The sequence below is a fragment of the Lachnospiraceae bacterium GAM79 genome, assembly GCA_020735665.1.
Taxonomy (GTDB): Bacteria; Bacillota; Clostridia; order Lachnospirales; family Lachnospiraceae; genus Coprococcus.
In genome coordinates, this window is record CP085928.1 from 734,475 (window position 1) to 750,259 (window position 15,785).

A 15,785-nucleotide genomic window follows, 5' to 3' on the forward strand; every position below is an offset into this window, starting at 1 on the left:
ATTTCATTCTAAAGTGGTACAATGTGAGCACTAAATTGTGATACAAAAATAATAAGAAGACGAATGGAGGATACGCATGAAACAGCTAATGATTAAACCAACGATTTACAAGTATGATACATGTAAGAAATTTGCAGAAGAATTTCATATCGAAAAAGGTGATCTTGTTATCACAAACGAATATATCTATGAGCCATTCTTCGGGAAGTTAAATCTGGAATGTGATGTTATTTATCAGGAAAAATACGGAGCCGGTGAACCGTCTGACGATATGGCAGAAGCAATCTATAAGGATATTAAGGGGGAGCATAAGCGTATTATCGCGATCGGCGGAGGAACAGTTATTGATATCTCCAAGCTGTTTGCATTAAAGTATGTGTCACCGATCTTAGACCTTTATGATGGTAAACTTCCGATAGAAAAGGACAAAGAGCTGGTGCTGGTTCCAACTACCTGTGGAACCGGGTCTGAAGTGACGAATATAGCCATTCTGGCATTAAACAGTCGTGGAACTAAAAAAGGTCTTGCGGTTGATGAAATGTATGGAGATTCGGCTGTTTTGATACCGGAGCTGTTGACAGGACTGCCGTTCCGTTTCTTTGCAACCAGCTCGATCGATGCCTTGGTACATGCGGTTGAATCAAGCTTATCACCAAAGGGCAATGAATATACCAGAATGTTCGGTTATAAGGCTATTGATATGATCCTTCATGGTTATATGGAGATTCGTGATAAGGGTCCGGATGCAAGAATTCCGTTATTAGATCGTTTCCTTGTAGCTTCTAACTACGCCGGTATTGCATTTGGAAATGCGGGATGCGCAGCAGTACATGCCTTAAGCTATCCGCTTGGAGCAACCTATCATGTGGCACACGGAGAATCTAATTATGCCATGTTTACAGGAGTTATGAAGAACTATATGGAGATCAAACAGGATGGGGAGATCGCGAAGCTTAATTCTTTTATAGCAGATATTCTTGGCTGTGATGTTGAAAATGTCTATGAGTCTCTGGAGAATTTGTTAAATATCCTGATTCCGAAGAAGGCTTTACATGAGTATGGAGTAACAGAAGAGGATCTTGTCGAATTCACAGATTCTGTAATGACGAATCAGGGGCGTCTGATGGCGAATAATTTCGTAGAGCTTGATCGTGACAGGGTTTATAAGATATACAAAGAACTTTATTGATCCGAACAAAAATAAACCAACCCTGCAGCCTGTATATTTTACGAAGCAAACCTATTCAATCGCCGGTCCTTAGTGAGACGTATTTACGTCGAACTTAGTACCGTTGCGTGAGAATCGAGCGCAAGCGTTTTGCGTAGTAAATATATACAGGCTGTAGGGTTGGTTTATTTTTGTTCGGATTTAGACATAATTCCCCGCGTTTCATCTTAGATTATGTCGAGATCATACAGAATTACTCCGTAGAGGCGAAAAGCTGTCGCAACTTGCGGAGAGTAGGATATTCCAAAGGCAGAACCAAGGTACTATAATGTTGTCCAAGGCAGAAGATCAGGAGGGACATTATGAATTATGTAAAAATAATGATGGTAAAGCGCGACAAAAGAGAAATCGAACAGTTAAGGGATATTATACAGTCAGTTGCAACGTATGAATTGGTGGGGATATGTGACAACGGACAAGATGCTGTCAGGGGAATTGCCGAAAAGAATCCGGATATTGTCATTTTAGATGAAGTCTTACCGGGAAAAGATGTACTGGAGATAGCAGAATCAGTAATACATAATAAAAATCTGAAAAATGTAAAATTTATTTTATGCGGCTCAAAGACACATAAACAATATCTGGATTTTATTTACTATAAGATCGCTGATCGTCTGATATTAAGGCTTCTCGATCTGCCATATGATGACAGAAAAGTCAGGGAAGTAATTGACGATGTTATGAAAGCAAAACGGAATGACAATTATCAGAATATGGTAGAGCCGGAGAATGACAGCACGGTTTTAGAAGCAGTCGTAACAGATATTATTCATGAGATCGGTGTTCCTGCTCATATAAAAGGATATCAGTATCTTCGGAGTGCTATATTGATGGCTGTTCAAGATATGGATATATTGAATTCCATTACAAAACAGTTATACCCATCGATTGCAGAGGAGTATGGGACAACCTCATCGCGGGTAGAGAGAGCTATCCGCCATGCGATCGAAGTTGCATGGGGCAGAGGCAGCATGGATACGATCAACGACCTGTTCGGATATACGATCAATGCAGGTAAAGGGAAGCCTACAAATTCGGAATTTATTGCACTGATTGCAGATAAGATTCGTCTGGATAATCGTCAGTTGATTCGAAAACCGGAGTATACCTTAAAAAGTATTTCCTAAAATATCCGGTTGCGTTACTATATGTCGACAAATGTCGAAAAATGGCGCAAATTTCACTTCTCAGGGGTACATGAGGTAAACCTGAGAAGTTCTTTACAAATTGGATTTTGACAAATATACTTAGAAAACAGTCGATTTTTCAAAAAAAATAGAATTAAGGGGGATTGAAGATGAACAATCAGGATATAAGTATAATCATCGCAGATGGAGATTGTGAGTTGGTTGCAAAACAGCTGCTCGCAAATACATCAAGAGTTGACATTAAAATTGTCGACAAAGTAACAGATGGAGAAAGTGCAATTGAGTCGATCAGGAAGTATCAGCCGGATGTGGTGCTGCTAGACATCTGCCTGCCGGTAATGGATGGACTCGGAGTAATGGAAACGATTCGGGATTCGGGGGATTGTCCTGAAACGTTGTTTGTGGTAATTACTTCCGTGGGCTCACAGAGACTGATCCGTTGTGCATTTGATCTGGGTGCTTCATTCTATGTTCTGAAGCCTTATAATTCAGATCAGCTTGTTGCCAGGTTAAAACAGATGCATGAAAGAAAACAGGAGATACTTGCTGAGATGTCCAATGATCTGATCTGCATCCCGAATAAAAGTATGACCGATAATGTGGCGAATAACATCGAGAGTGATGTAACAGATATCATAAGAGATATCGGGATTCCCGCCAACATCAAAGGGTATCAGTATATCCGGGAAGGAATCATAATGGCAGTAAATGATGTGAATATGTTGAATTACATTACGAAACTGTTGTATCCGAGTATTGCAAAGAAGTATAAGACCACATCATCCAGCGTAGAACGTGCGATCAGACATGCCATCGAGGTTGCATGGAATCGTGGACAGATTGATGTGATCAACGATATTTTCGGATATACGGTAAATGCGGGAAAGGGCAAACCTACTAATTCGGAATTTATCGCTTTGATCGCGGATAAGCTCCGGATCGAGTATCGGAAAAGAGCTTAATTAACCCAAAATCAGCCTCTTGTTTATTGACGTATGAAGTGAGAAATGTGTATAATAGATAAGGTGCTGAACATAATAGCAATATGCAGACAGGGCACTTGGGTGCCCTGTCTTTTACTGCGTAGGAAAAGAATGCTCCGATTTGCAGAAGGAGTATTTAAAATAGAAGGACAAGGATGAAGGTATGATAGAAACAGTAGCATCAGCAGATATGCTGATCGATGAGGTAATGCGGGTAAAAAAGAATCATCTTGCACCTGATTTTGCCACAGGAAAAGAAAAAAGATTAAGTATTGTTTCCGGTGTTCATGGAGATGAAGTAGCAGGACAGTATATCTGTTATGAGGTGATCCGCCGGATCAAAAAGGATTTTGACAAATTAAAAGGAATTGTGGATGTGTATCCGTTTATCAATCCTATGGGATTGGAAGCACAGGTAAGAGATGTACCGGTGTTTGATATTGATATGAATACATTATTTCCGGGTTCGACGGAAGGAACGGTCGGAGAATATACGGCGGCACTTGTGCTGCAGGATATTAAAGGATCGGATATCTGTGTCGATCTGCATTCCAGCAGCGTATATTTGAAAGAATTGCCCCAGGTACGGGTGAATTCGGATATTGCCGATGATATTCTTCCGTATGCTGCCAGAATGAATACGGATGTTGTATGGGTGCATCCATCCTCTACCGTTATGGAAGGAAGCCTTGCATACTCGTTAAATGAGATCGGAGTAAAGAGTATGGTCGTAGAATCAGGTGTTGCACTTATGATCGATTATGACTATGCGGATCAGATCGTTGAAGGATTATTTTCATTGATGGAATATATGGGGATCTGGGACGGCTGCGCATATAATACACATATGCCGAAGATTGCCCGAGATACGGATGTTTCTTTTGTGAATGCGGAGAGCAGTGGTATCTTTATACCAAAGGTAAAGCACTCAGGTGTAGTCGAAAAGGGAGATGTGATCGGACAGATCGTAAATGTACTGACCGGTTCTGTCGAAGAGACGATCCTGTCACCAAGAAGAGGCGTGGTATTCTCACTTCGCGCTTATCCGGTGATCGAGGAAGGCTCGCTGGTTGCCAGAATATTTGGAGGTGTGACAAATAATGCGTAAAGAGATCATATATACGATGAACACCGCCTATCGTGGAGAATATTCCATTAAAGGCTTCAGCTTCGGAACAGGAGAAAAGGCAGCATGTATCATGGGAGCTATGCGCGGAAATGAATTCCAGCAGTTATATATCTGTTCCCTGCTGTCGAAAAAATTAAGCGAACTTGAGACAAGAGGAGCAATCGTATCGGGAAAACAGATACTGTTGATCCCATCTTTAAATTACAGTTCCTTTAATGTCGGTAAAAAATACTGGATCTCTGATAATTCTGATGTGAACCGTGCTTTTCCGGGAAATCCGGAGGGACAGGCGACCAGCAGAATAGCGGCAGCGGTTATGGATCAAGTAAAAGATTATGCGTATGGAATACAGTTTGCAAGCTTTTATATGGATGGAGAATTTATCCCGCATGTCAGAATGATGGAGACGGGAAAGCAGAGTACCAGTCTGGCCAATCTGTTCGGTCTTCCTTATGTTCTGACAGCAGAACCGAGGGCATATGATAAGGCAACTTTAAATTATAACTGGCAGATCGGAGGAACAGAGGCGTTTTCTGTATATTCCGGTGTGACGGAGAAGATTGACAGTGAGAGTGCGTCACATGCGGTTTCAGCAGTACTCCGATTCCTGACCAGAATGGGAATCATCCGGTACAACTGTCATGCAGGTTATATATCGACTGTTCTTGATGAGGAGGAACTGCTGTCTGTCAAGTCGGATAAATCCGGTGGTTTTTTAAAGCGGTTTGTAAGTCCGGGAGATGAAGTGGTTCGGGGAAATATTATTGCAAATGTTATAAATCCGATGACCGGAGAGATCGCAGCCGATATTTACGCACCGACAGATGGAATTATTTTCTATGCGCAGAATGCACCGATGATCTATCAGAATTCAGTGGTATTCAAGCTTATCCGCAGACTGCACAATTAAAGATGACTGTTTTGAGGTTTATTCGGTAAACAGCAACAATTTGAAAAGAAAAGCTGAAAAAAGCTATTCAATGAATTTCAAAAGTGGTATCATAGGCGTTGTAAAACGCTTGTAATAATATGAATTCCCGGAATATGGGAAAAAACATATGATAAAAATGGAGGTTTTTATGAGCACAGTTAAGAGAGTTTATGTTGAAAAGAAGCCTGACTATGCAGTTAAGGCAAAGGAACTTCATGACGAGATCAAGAACTATCTGAATATCGATGCCGAGTATGTAAGAGTACTGGTTCGTTACGATATTGAGAATCTGTCTGAAGAAACATACAAAAAAGCACTGGTTACAGTATTTTCAGAGCCACCGATCGATATGATCTACGAGGGAGATAATCTTCCAATGGCAGATACAGATAAGGTATTTTCTGTTGAGTTCCTTCCGGGACAGTTCGATCAGAGAGCAGATTCAGCAGAACAGTGTGTTAAGCTTTTAAATGAAGATGAAGATCCTATCATAAAGACAGCCACAACATATATTTTATCCGGTAATGTAACGGATGAGCAGTTAAAAGCAGTTATGGAATACTGTATCAACCCGGTAGATTCCAGAGCCTGTGGTATGGAGATTCCTGAGACACTTGTTACCGAGTATGATGAACCGGCCGATGTTATTGTCTTTGATGGCTTTAAGGATATGGCAGAGGACAAGTTAAAGGAGTTATATGATTCCCTCGGACTTGCGATGACATTTAAGGATTTCCTTCATATCCAGAAGTATTTCAAGGGTGAAGAGAAGCGTGATCCATCTATGACAGAGATCCGTGTGCTGGATACATACTGGTCTGATCATTGCCGTCATACCACATTCTCAACAGAGCTTACAAATGTTGAATTTGATGATGGTGATTATAAGGATATGCTTGAGAAGACATTTGATGCTTACCGGACAGAGATGAAAGAAATGTACAAGGACAGAGATGATAAGTTCATCTGTCTGATGGATATCGCCCTTATGGGTATGAAGCAGTTAAAGGCAGCAGGCAAATTAGACGATATGGAAGTATCCGATGAGATCAATGCCTGCAGTATCATCGTTCCTGTAGAAGTAGACGGTGAGACAGAGGAATGGCTCGTGTTCTTCAAGAATGAGACACATAACCACCCAACTGAGATCGAACCGTTTGGTGGTGCTGCTACCTGTCTTGGTGGTGCGATCCGTGATCCGTTGTCAGGTAGAGGATATGTATATCAGGCTATGCGAGTAACCGGAGCAGCAGATCCTACAAAGTCTTTAAAGGATACTCTTCCTGGAAAGCTTCCACAGAGAAAGATCGTTACGACCGCAGCAGCAGGTTACAGCTCATATGGTAACCAGATCGGTCTTGCAACAGGACTTGTAAATGAAATATATCATCCGGATTATGTAGCAAAGAGAATGGAGATCGGAGCAGTTATGGGTGCAGCTCCAAGACGTGCGGTAAAACGTCTGAATTCTGATCCGGGAGATAAGATCATCCTTCTCGGCGGACGTACCGGTCGTGACGGTTGTGGTGGAGCAACCGGATCATCCAAGGCACATAACAGCCAGTCTCTTGAGACCTGTGGTGCAGAAGTACAGAAGGGTAATCCGCCAACAGAGAGAAAAATCCAGCGACTGTTCAGAAGAGAAGAAGTTGCTTCTATCATAAAGAAATGTAATGACTTTGGTGCCGGCGGTGTATCCGTAGCGATCGGAGAACTTGCACCTGGTCTGGTTGTAGATCTGGACAAGGTTCCAAAGAAATATGCAGGTCTGGATGGAACAGAGCTTGCTATTTCAGAATCTCAGGAGCGTATGGCTATCGTAGTAGATCCAAAGGATGTAGATACGATGCTTAAGTATGCAGATGAAGAGAATCTGGAAGCTGTTGTTGTAGCAGAAGTAACAGAAGAACCAAGACTGGTTCTGACATGGAGAGGAAAAGAGATCGTAAATATCTCCCGTGCATTCCTCGATACAAACGGTGCACATCAGGAGACAGATGTTAAGGTAGAGATTCCTGCAAAGGCAGATAATTATTTCGATTCTGTAAAAGAACCGGAAGATGTAAAGAAAGCATGGATCGACACATTGTCAGATCTGAATGTTTGCTCGCAGAAGGGGCTTGTTGAGATGTTCGACAGTTCGATCGGAGCAGGCACAGTAACGATGCCATATGGTGGAAAGTATCAGCTTACACCGACACAGACAATGATCGCAAAGCTTCCTGTTATGAAGGGTAAGACCGATACGATCACAATGATGAGTTATGGATTTGATCCATATCTGTCAAGCTGGAGCCCATATCATGGTTCCGTATATGCAGTTGTTACATCTGCAGCAAAGATCGCAGCAGCCGGTGGTGATGTATCAAAGATCCGTCTGACTTTCCAGGAGTATTTCAAGAGACTCGGAACAGATCCATACAGATGGGGTCAGCCACTTGCAGCTCTGCTTGGTGCATATGATGTTCAGGTCGGACTTGGACTTCCGTCTATCGGTGGTAAAGACAGTATGTCAGGAACCTTCAATGATATCGATGTTCCTCCGACACTTGTTTCATTCGCAGTTGATGTTGCAAGCTACATGGACGTGGTTACACCGGAGCTTAAGAAAGCAGGCAATGTGCTTGTTAAGCTTGATATAGAAAAAGATGAAAATGATATCCCTGTATACCGGAATGTACTTGCCATGTACGATCTGTTACATCAGGCAATCCTTGCAGACAAGGTAGAATCTGCTTACGCTGTAGGATTTGGTGGTATGATCGAAGCTGTCAGCAAGATGGCATTTGGTAATAAACTGGGTGTAGATATTGATACCTGTATTACAAAGAGAGAACTGGTTTCCAAGGATTATGGTTCAATTATCCTTGAAGTGAAGCCGGAGAATGTAAATACACTTGGTATTCCGGTTAAGAAAATCGGTACTGTAAATAACAGTGCAGCATTCACCTATGGTGATGTAACAGTTACAATGGATGAAGCACTTGCTGCATGGACAAAGACACTGGAGAAGGTATTTCCGACAGAGTCAGGTGTAGAACAGAAGAAGATCGAGACAGGTCTCTTTGATGCAAAGACCGTATATACAGCAAAGAATAAGGTTGCAAAGCCAAAGGTATTCATTCCTGTATTCCCGGGTACAAACTGTGAATATGATTCTGCAAAGGCATTTGAACGTGCAGGTGCAGAGGTTGAGACGATCGTATTCCGTAACATGACTGCACAGGGCATCCGTGATTCAGTAGATGCATTTACAAAGGCAATCAGCCAGTCACAGATCATCATGTTCCCGGGTGGATTCTCCGCAGGTGATGAACCGGATGGTTCCGGTAAGTTCATCGCAACAGCATTCCGTAATGCGAAGATCGCAGATGAGGTTATGAAGCTGTTACAGCAGAGAGATGGTCTTGCACTTGGTATCTGTAACGGATTCCAGGCACTGATCAAGCTCGGACTGGTTCCTTACGGTGAGATCCGTCCACAGACAGATGATTCACCTACATTGACGATCAACAGCATCGGTCGTCATCAGTCCAAGATGGTTTATACCAAGGTGGTAACAAACAAGTCCCCATGGTTAAAGGAAGCTGAGCTTGGCGGTGTATATACAATTCCAATCTCACATGGCGAGGGAAGATTTGTTGCAAGCAAGGAATGGTGTGAGAAGCTGTTTGCAAATGGTCAGGTTGCAACACAGTATGTTGATATGAATGGTAACCCGACAATGGATGAGTACTACAATGTCAATGGTTCTTACTATGCGATCGAAGGTATCACAAGCCCGGATGGTCGTGTACTTGGTAAGATGGGACATTCAGAGCGTACCGGTCGTGCGGTTGCAGTCAATATCTATGGTGACCAGAACCAGAAGATCTTTGAAAGTGGTGTAGATTACTTCAAGTAAGAGAATAGATTAAGATATTTTACAATAATCTAAAAAAGTGCATAATGCTTTTGACTGGTGTCGGTTTTGCAAATAGGCGAAGCCGACACTTCTTTTTGGGATAGGTGTTGGAAGGGGAATTTCTACGATGCGACCATCTTTCAGGTAGCTTTCAGAGAATTCCCGGACAACACTGGCGATTCCCATACCGATTGCTGCGAAGTCAAGCAGGAGATCCATGTTATTGATTTCAAGAAGCTGGTTACAGTGGAATGAATGTTCATTCAGGTAGTTATCAACATGGGTTCTGGTTACATTTGCTTCTTCTAACATCATAAGCGTAGAGTGACGGAAGATATCTCGGATATGTTCTTCAGTTAGAGATTCGGAATCCGAAACAGATTGCTGTACATTCATAAGCGGAATCAGGTTTCCTATGATAGAACCGGAAAATACCGGATAGCCGGCAGCCTTCGTCTGTGTATCGGCTGTTTCTTCGTCCGTTTCCGGATCGGCTTCCGTCTCCCGGTATGGGAAATTGTCGATATAATCACTATTTGCCACGAAAATATCATGGATGGAGCGGACATGGGAATAAGTGATATTTTTAGGCAGTTCTGTTTCACAAATCAGACCGATGTCGATTTCCTCATTTTTTAAGAGCCGGATCGTATTTTTGGTAGAGTGGCAGTCGATGCTGACCTTGATATTCGGATTATCCTTGATAAAGGGTTTCAGGTAGTCCAACAGGATATGCTTGCAGAGAGAGGTGCTGACACCGATACGGATATGACCGATTCCAAGTTCGTTATATTTTTTCAGACTTTCTTCGCCCTTTATAATGTTATCCAGAGCACGTTCGATATAATCGTACAGGATCGTCCCTTCTTCGGTCAGAGCAACTCCTCTGGAATTGCGGACGAAAAGTGCGATTCCCATATTTTCTTCCAGATTACTGATCGCCTTGCTGACAGCAGGCTGGCTGATATAGAGCTGGTTTGCGGCACGGCTGATGCTGCCGGTCTTAGCAACCATATAAAACACATTATAATAATTCAGATTATTAATCATGGCGTTCCTCCTGATAAGATTTGTATATTTAAAATTATTTAATCTGAACTTTGATTAACTTCTTTGATTTGCCAAAGCAGGGACATTTGAGTCCGCCGGTACTTGATGGTGCATATGCAGCATCTTAGTACCGTTGCAGGACGAAACGAGCGGAAGCGTTCCCTGTTTGGTAAAGTCAAAGATAGTTAAATAGAGTTCAGATTAAATATCATTATAAATATAAGTTATATAATGTATTACTATTATATATTGTAATTATACCATCCAGTGTGGTAAAATCAATAAAAATATTCAATAACAAAATGCGTGAAATAGCGACAGTTATTTACAAAATAAGATTTTGGATCAGGAGGACAAAGCACATGGGTATGACAATGACTCAGAAGATTTTAGCTGCACATGCAGGACTTGACAGCGTGGAAGCCGGACAGTTGATCGAGGCAGATTTGGACCTTGTACTTGGAAATGATGTTACAACACCTGTAGCAATTCATGAGATGGACAAATTCAATAAGAAAGAAGTATTTGATAAGAATAAGATTGCACTTGTAATGGATCACTTTACACCAAATAAGGATATCAAGAGTGCAGAGCACTGTAAATGCGTCAGAGAGTTCTCGGCAGAGAACCAGATCAAGAATTTCTTTGATGTAGGTTCTATGGGTATTGAGCACGCTCTGTTGCCGGAGCAGGGACTGATCGTTGCAGGCGAGACCTGTATTGGTGCAGATTCTCATACATGTACATATGGTGCACTTGGTGCATTTTCAACCGGTGTTGGAAGTACCGATATGGCAGCCGGTATGGTGACAGGCAAAGCATGGTTTAAAGTACCATCTGCGATCAAGTTCAATATTGTAGGAGAGAAAGCGCCTTGGGTCAGTGGTAAGGATGTTATCCTTCATATCATTGGTATGATCGGTGTGGACGGTGCATTATACAAATCAATGGAATTTGTTGGTGATGGTATTAAGAATCTGACAATGGATGATCGTTTTACTATCGCAAATATGGCGATCGAAGCAGGTGCCAAGAACGGAATCTTCCCGGTGGATGAATTAACAGAAGCATACATGAAGGAACATTCCACAAAGGCTTACAAGAAGTATGAAGCAGATGCTGATGCGGTTTATGATGAAGAGTATACGATTGATCTTTCCACACTTCGTCCAACAGTTGCATTCCCACATCTGCCGGAGAATACAAAGACAATTGATGAAGTTGGCGATATCAAGATCGATCAGGTTGTAATTGGCTCCTGTACAAATGGACGTATTTCCGATATGCGTATTGCAGCAGATATTATCAAGGGCAGACAGGTAGCACCTGGCGTTCGTGTCATCGTGATTCCCGGAACACAGGAAGTATACTTACAGTGTATCGAAGAAGGACTTATGACGATATTTGTAAAGGCTGGGGCTGTAGTTTCTACGCCTACCTGTGGACCATGTCTTGGTGGACATATGGGTGTTATGGCTGCAGGTGAGAGAGCCGTATCCACAACAAACCGTAACTTTGTAGGACGTATGGGTCATGTTGATTCAGAAGTATATCTGGCAAGCCCGGCTGTTGCAGCAGCATCAGCGATCACAGGCAAGATCAGCAGTCCGGAAGAACTTGGATTATAAAGATAACATTAGAATAGTAAGTTTGGGTTATTAATAGCGTTATATATGTTGCATCAGAGTTGTTTAGCATTACCAATCAGGGGAATACGAAGTCGCCGGTCCTTAGATGGTGCGTAGCGGCATCTTAGTACCGTTGCAGACTGAGTTAAGCGGGAGCGACCCCAGATTGGTATGCTGGAACAGCTCAATGCAGATGTGTTATATATTAATAACCCAAACTTCATAAAAAAAAAGGAGACAGACTATGAAAGCATATGGTACAGTACACAAATATGGTGACAACGTAGATACAGATGTTATTATCCCTGCAAGATATCTGAATTCATCAGATCCTGCGGAGCTTGCAAAACACTGTATGGAAGATATAGATAAGGAATTTGTAAACAACGTAAAAGCAGGAGATATTATCGTGGCAAAGAAGAACTTTGGCTGTGGTTCCTCCAGAGAGCATGCACCGATTGCGATCAAGGCATCCGGTGTAAGCTGTGTTATCGCAGATACATTTGCAAGAATTTTCTATCGTAACTCGATCAATATCGGACTTCCGATCATTGAGTGTCCGGAAGCAGCAGAAGGTATCGAGAACGGTGATGAAGTAGAGATCGATTTTGACAGTGGTATCATCTACGACAAGACAAAGGATACCCGGTATAAGGGTCAGGCATTCCCTCCATTCATGCAGGAGATCATTAAGAATGAAGGCCTGATTAACTACATTAATAACAAGTAATGCACATTTGAATAACTCTATGCTATGCAAGCGTGCTTGCATATAGCATAGGAGTTATTCAAATGTATAGTGCGCAGCACAAACCGAGCCGAGAGGCGAGGTTGCATTACTTGGTAAAGAAAAGGCATATGCCAATAACTCTATGCTATGCAAGCGTGCTTGCATATAGCATAGGAGTTATTCAAATGTGTAGTGCGCAGCACAAACCGAGCCGAAAGGCGAGGTTGCATTACTTGGTGTGCATTACTCGGTGAAAGAAAGGCAGGAATAAAAGATGAAATGTAATTTGGCAGTGATCAAGGGTGACGGTATTGGCCCTGAGATCGTAACAGAAGCAATGAAGGTTCTGGATAAAGTCGGTGAAGTATATGGTCATACATTTGATTATGAGCAGATACTGATGGGTGGATGCTCAATCGATGCAACCGGAGTACCGCTTACAGATGAGGCAGTAGCAGTAGCAAAATCAAAGGATGCCGTATTGTTAGGCTCCATTGGTGGAAATACTTCAACCTCACCATGGTATAAGCTCCCTCCAAACTTAAGACCGGAAGCAGGACTTCTTAAGATCCGTAAGGAGCTTGGTTTATTCGCGAACTTAAGACCGGCAAATCTTTATGAGGAGTTAAAGAGTGCCTGTCCGTTAAAGGAAGAGATCGCAGATCGTGGATTTGACATGATGATTATGCGTGAACTGACAGGTGGTCTGTATTTTGGAGCAAGAAGTACAGAGGAGATCGATGGTGTGTTAACTGCACATGATAATCTTGTATATAATGAAAACGAGATCCGTCGTATTGCGATCAAGGGCTTTGATATCGCAATGAAGAGAAGAAAGAAAGTTACATCTGTAGATAAGGCAAATGTTCTGGATTCCTCCAGATTATGGAGAAAGATCGTAGAAGAAGTGGCAAAGGACTATCCGGAAGTAAGCTATGAACATATGTTAGTTGATAACTGTGCAATGCAGCTTGTAAAAGATCCTGCACAGTTTGATGTTGTATTAACAGAGAATATGTTCGGTGACATCCTTTCCGATGAGGCATCCATGATCACAGGTTCGATCGGTATGCTTCCGTCTGCATCCTTAAATGAGACGAAGTTTGGTATGTATGAGCCAAGCGGCGGATCAGCACCGGATATTGCAGGACAGAACAAGGCCAATCCTATCGCAACGATCCTGTCGGCAGCTATGATGCTTCGCTTCACATTTGACTTGGATAAGGAAGCAGATGCAGTAGAGCAGGCTGTAAAACAGGTACTGGTAGATGGTTACAGAACATGTGATATTATTTCAGATGGAATGACACCGGTAAGCTGTTCTGAAATGGGAGATTTAATTGCAGAACGCATAAAATAAAGGAGAGTATAGAAGATGAAGAGTGATAATGTAAAAGTCGGAATGCAGCAGGCACCACATCGTTCCCTGTTTAATGCACTCGGTATGACAAAGGAAGAAATGGAACGTCCGCTGGTAGGTATCGTATGTTCTTACAATGAGATCGTTCCGGGACATATGAATCTGGATAAGATCGCACAGGCAGTTAAGATGGGAGTTGCCATGGCTGGTGGTACACCTGTCATGTTCCCTGCAATCGCAGTATGTGATGGTATCGCTATGGGACATATCGGTATGAAATATTCATTAGTAACCAGAGATCTGATCGCTGATTCTACAGAAGCAATGGCAACTGCACATCAGTTTGATGCACTGGTTATGATCCCAAACTGTGATAAGAATGTTCCCGGTCTGTTAATGGCTGCAGCAAGAGTAAATGTACCTACCGTATTTGTATCCGGTGGTCCTATGCTTGCAGGTCATGTAAAAGGTCATAAGACCAGTCTTTCCAGTATGTTTGAGGCTGTTGGTTCTTATTCGGCAGGCACCATGACAGCAGAAGATGTAAATGAATTTGAATGTAAGGCATGTCCTACCTGCGGTTCCTGTTCCGGTATGTATACAGCAAATTCCATGAACTGCTTAACAGAAGCACTTGGTATGGGACTTCCTGGAAACGGAACCATCCCTGCTGTATATTCTGAGCGTTTAAAGCTTGCAAAGCATGCAGGTATGGCTGTTATGGATATGTACAGAAAGAATATCAGACCAAGAGATATCATTACAAAAGAAGCAATCATCAATGCCTTAACCGTTGATATGGCACTTGGCTGTTCTACCAACTCCATGCTTCATATTCCGGCTATCGCACATGAGATCGGATTTGACTTTGATATTTCCTATGCAAATGAGATCAGTGCCAAGACACCAAACTTATGTCATCTGGCTCCTGCAGGTCCTACTTATATGGAAGATCTGAATGAAGCCGGTGGCGTATACGCTGTTATGAATGAATTAAAATCCGCAGGTCTGTTAAATGAAGACTGTATGACAGTAACCGGTAAGACGATCGGTGAAGCTGTTGACGGCGTAGCAAATAAGAATCCGGAAGTTATCCGTACACTGGATAATCCATATAGTAAGACCGGTGGTCTTGCAGTATTAAAGGGAAATCTTGCACCGGACGGTTCTGTTGTAAAGCGTTCCGCTGTTGTACCTGAGATGATGGTGCATGAAGGACCTGCAAGAGTATTTGACTGTGAAGAAGATGCGATTGCAGCGATCAAGGGCGGTAAGATCGTACCCGGTGATGTCGTTGTTATTCGTTATGAAGGACCGAAAGGAGGCCCTGGTATGCGTGAGATGTTAAATCCTACATCAGCGATCGCAGGTATGGGACTTGGATCATCAGTAGCCCTGATCACAGACGGAAGATTCTCAGGAGCCAGCCGTGGTGCATCCATCGGACATGTTTCACCGGAAGCAGCCGTTGGTGGTCCGATCGCACTGGTAGAAGAGGGAGATATCATCAAGATCGATATTAACAATACAACGATCACGTTGGATGTACCGGATGATGTGCTTGCACAGAGAAAGGCTGCATGGAAGCCAAGAACACCAAAGGTAACAACCGGTTATCTTGCGAGATATGCCGCTATGGTAACATCAGGAAACCGTGGAGCAATCTTAGAGGTACCAAAGGCTGATAAGTAGAG

Annotated in this window: 11 protein-coding genes; 10 read left to right on the forward strand and 1 reads right to left on the reverse strand. The window is 42.6% G+C overall.

Annotated elements, in window-relative coordinates; all coding sequences use genetic code 11:
- Positions 1-76: 76 nt before the first annotated feature.
- The 6 genes from LK416_03220 to LK416_03245 all read left to right on the forward strand — a co-directional run bounded on the left by LK416_03220 (position 77) and on the right by LK416_03245 (position 9,323).
- Positions 77-1,189 (forward strand): 4-hydroxybutyrate dehydrogenase, encoded by a 1,113-nt coding sequence (locus LK416_03220; GenBank protein UEA75210.1) that lies wholly within the window; start codon positions 77-79, stop codon positions 1,187-1,189.
- A 341-nt stretch (positions 1,190-1,530) separates the two neighbouring features.
- Positions 1,531-2,355, forward strand: coding sequence for a sporulation transcription factor Spo0A (gene spo0A / locus LK416_03225; GenBank protein ID UEA75211.1), 825 nt, complete (start codon positions 1,531-1,533; stop codon positions 2,353-2,355).
- A 170-nt stretch (positions 2,356-2,525) separates the two neighbouring features.
- Positions 2,526-3,338, forward strand: a complete 813-nt coding sequence (spo0A, locus tag LK416_03230; GenBank protein UEA75212.1) for a sporulation transcription factor Spo0A — start codon at positions 2,526-2,528, stop codon at positions 3,336-3,338.
- A gap of 184 nt (positions 3,339-3,522) precedes the next feature.
- A complete protein-coding gene (locus tag LK416_03235) occupies positions 3,523-4,467 on the forward strand; it encodes a M14 family metallopeptidase (protein UEA75213.1) in 945 nt (314 codons plus the stop codon).
- Positions 4,460-5,398, forward strand: coding sequence for a M14 family metallopeptidase (locus tag LK416_03240; protein UEA75214.1), 939 nt, complete (start codon positions 4,460-4,462; stop codon positions 5,396-5,398). The genes LK416_03235 and LK416_03240 overlap by 8 nt, the downstream gene beginning before the upstream one ends.
- 169 nt (positions 5,399-5,567) lie before the next feature.
- Positions 5,568-9,323 (forward strand): phosphoribosylformylglycinamidine synthase, encoded by a 3,756-nt coding sequence (locus LK416_03245; GenBank protein UEA75215.1) that lies wholly within the window; start codon positions 5,568-5,570, stop codon positions 9,321-9,323.
- Positions 9,324-9,332: 9 nt separating this feature from the next.
- Here the strand turns inward: LK416_03245 and LK416_03250 are convergent, their stop codons facing one another.
- Complete coding sequence (locus tag LK416_03250; protein ID UEA75216.1) at positions 9,333-10,373, reverse strand: LysR family transcriptional regulator; 1,041 nt, start codon at positions 10,371-10,373, stop codon at positions 9,333-9,335.
- Positions 10,374-10,735: 362 nt separating this feature from the next.
- Here LK416_03250 and leuC point away from each other — a divergent pair, with 362 nt between their 5' ends.
- The 4 genes from leuC to ilvD all read left to right on the forward strand — a co-directional run bounded on the left by leuC (position 10,736) and on the right by ilvD (position 15,783).
- A complete protein-coding gene (gene leuC, locus LK416_03255; GenBank protein ID UEA75217.1) occupies positions 10,736-12,001 on the forward strand; it encodes a 3-isopropylmalate dehydratase large subunit in 1,266 nt (421 codons plus the stop codon).
- A gap of 244 nt (positions 12,002-12,245) precedes the next feature.
- The gene (leuD, locus tag LK416_03260; GenBank protein ID UEA75218.1) at positions 12,246-12,731 is read left to right on the forward strand and encodes a 3-isopropylmalate dehydratase small subunit; all 486 of its coding nucleotides are present in this window, start codon (positions 12,246-12,248) and stop codon (positions 12,729-12,731) included.
- A 274-nt stretch (positions 12,732-13,005) separates the two neighbouring features.
- Positions 13,006-14,091 carry a 3-isopropylmalate dehydrogenase gene (gene leuB / locus LK416_03265; GenBank protein UEA75219.1) on the forward strand — a complete coding sequence of 362 codons (1,086 nt, stop codon included), beginning with the start codon at positions 13,006-13,008 and terminating at the stop codon, positions 14,089-14,091.
- Between the two features lie 15 nt (positions 14,092-14,106).
- Positions 14,107-15,783, forward strand: coding sequence for a dihydroxy-acid dehydratase (ilvD, locus tag LK416_03270; protein UEA75220.1), 1,677 nt, complete (start codon positions 14,107-14,109; stop codon positions 15,781-15,783).
- Positions 15,784-15,785: the final 2 nt, after the last annotated feature.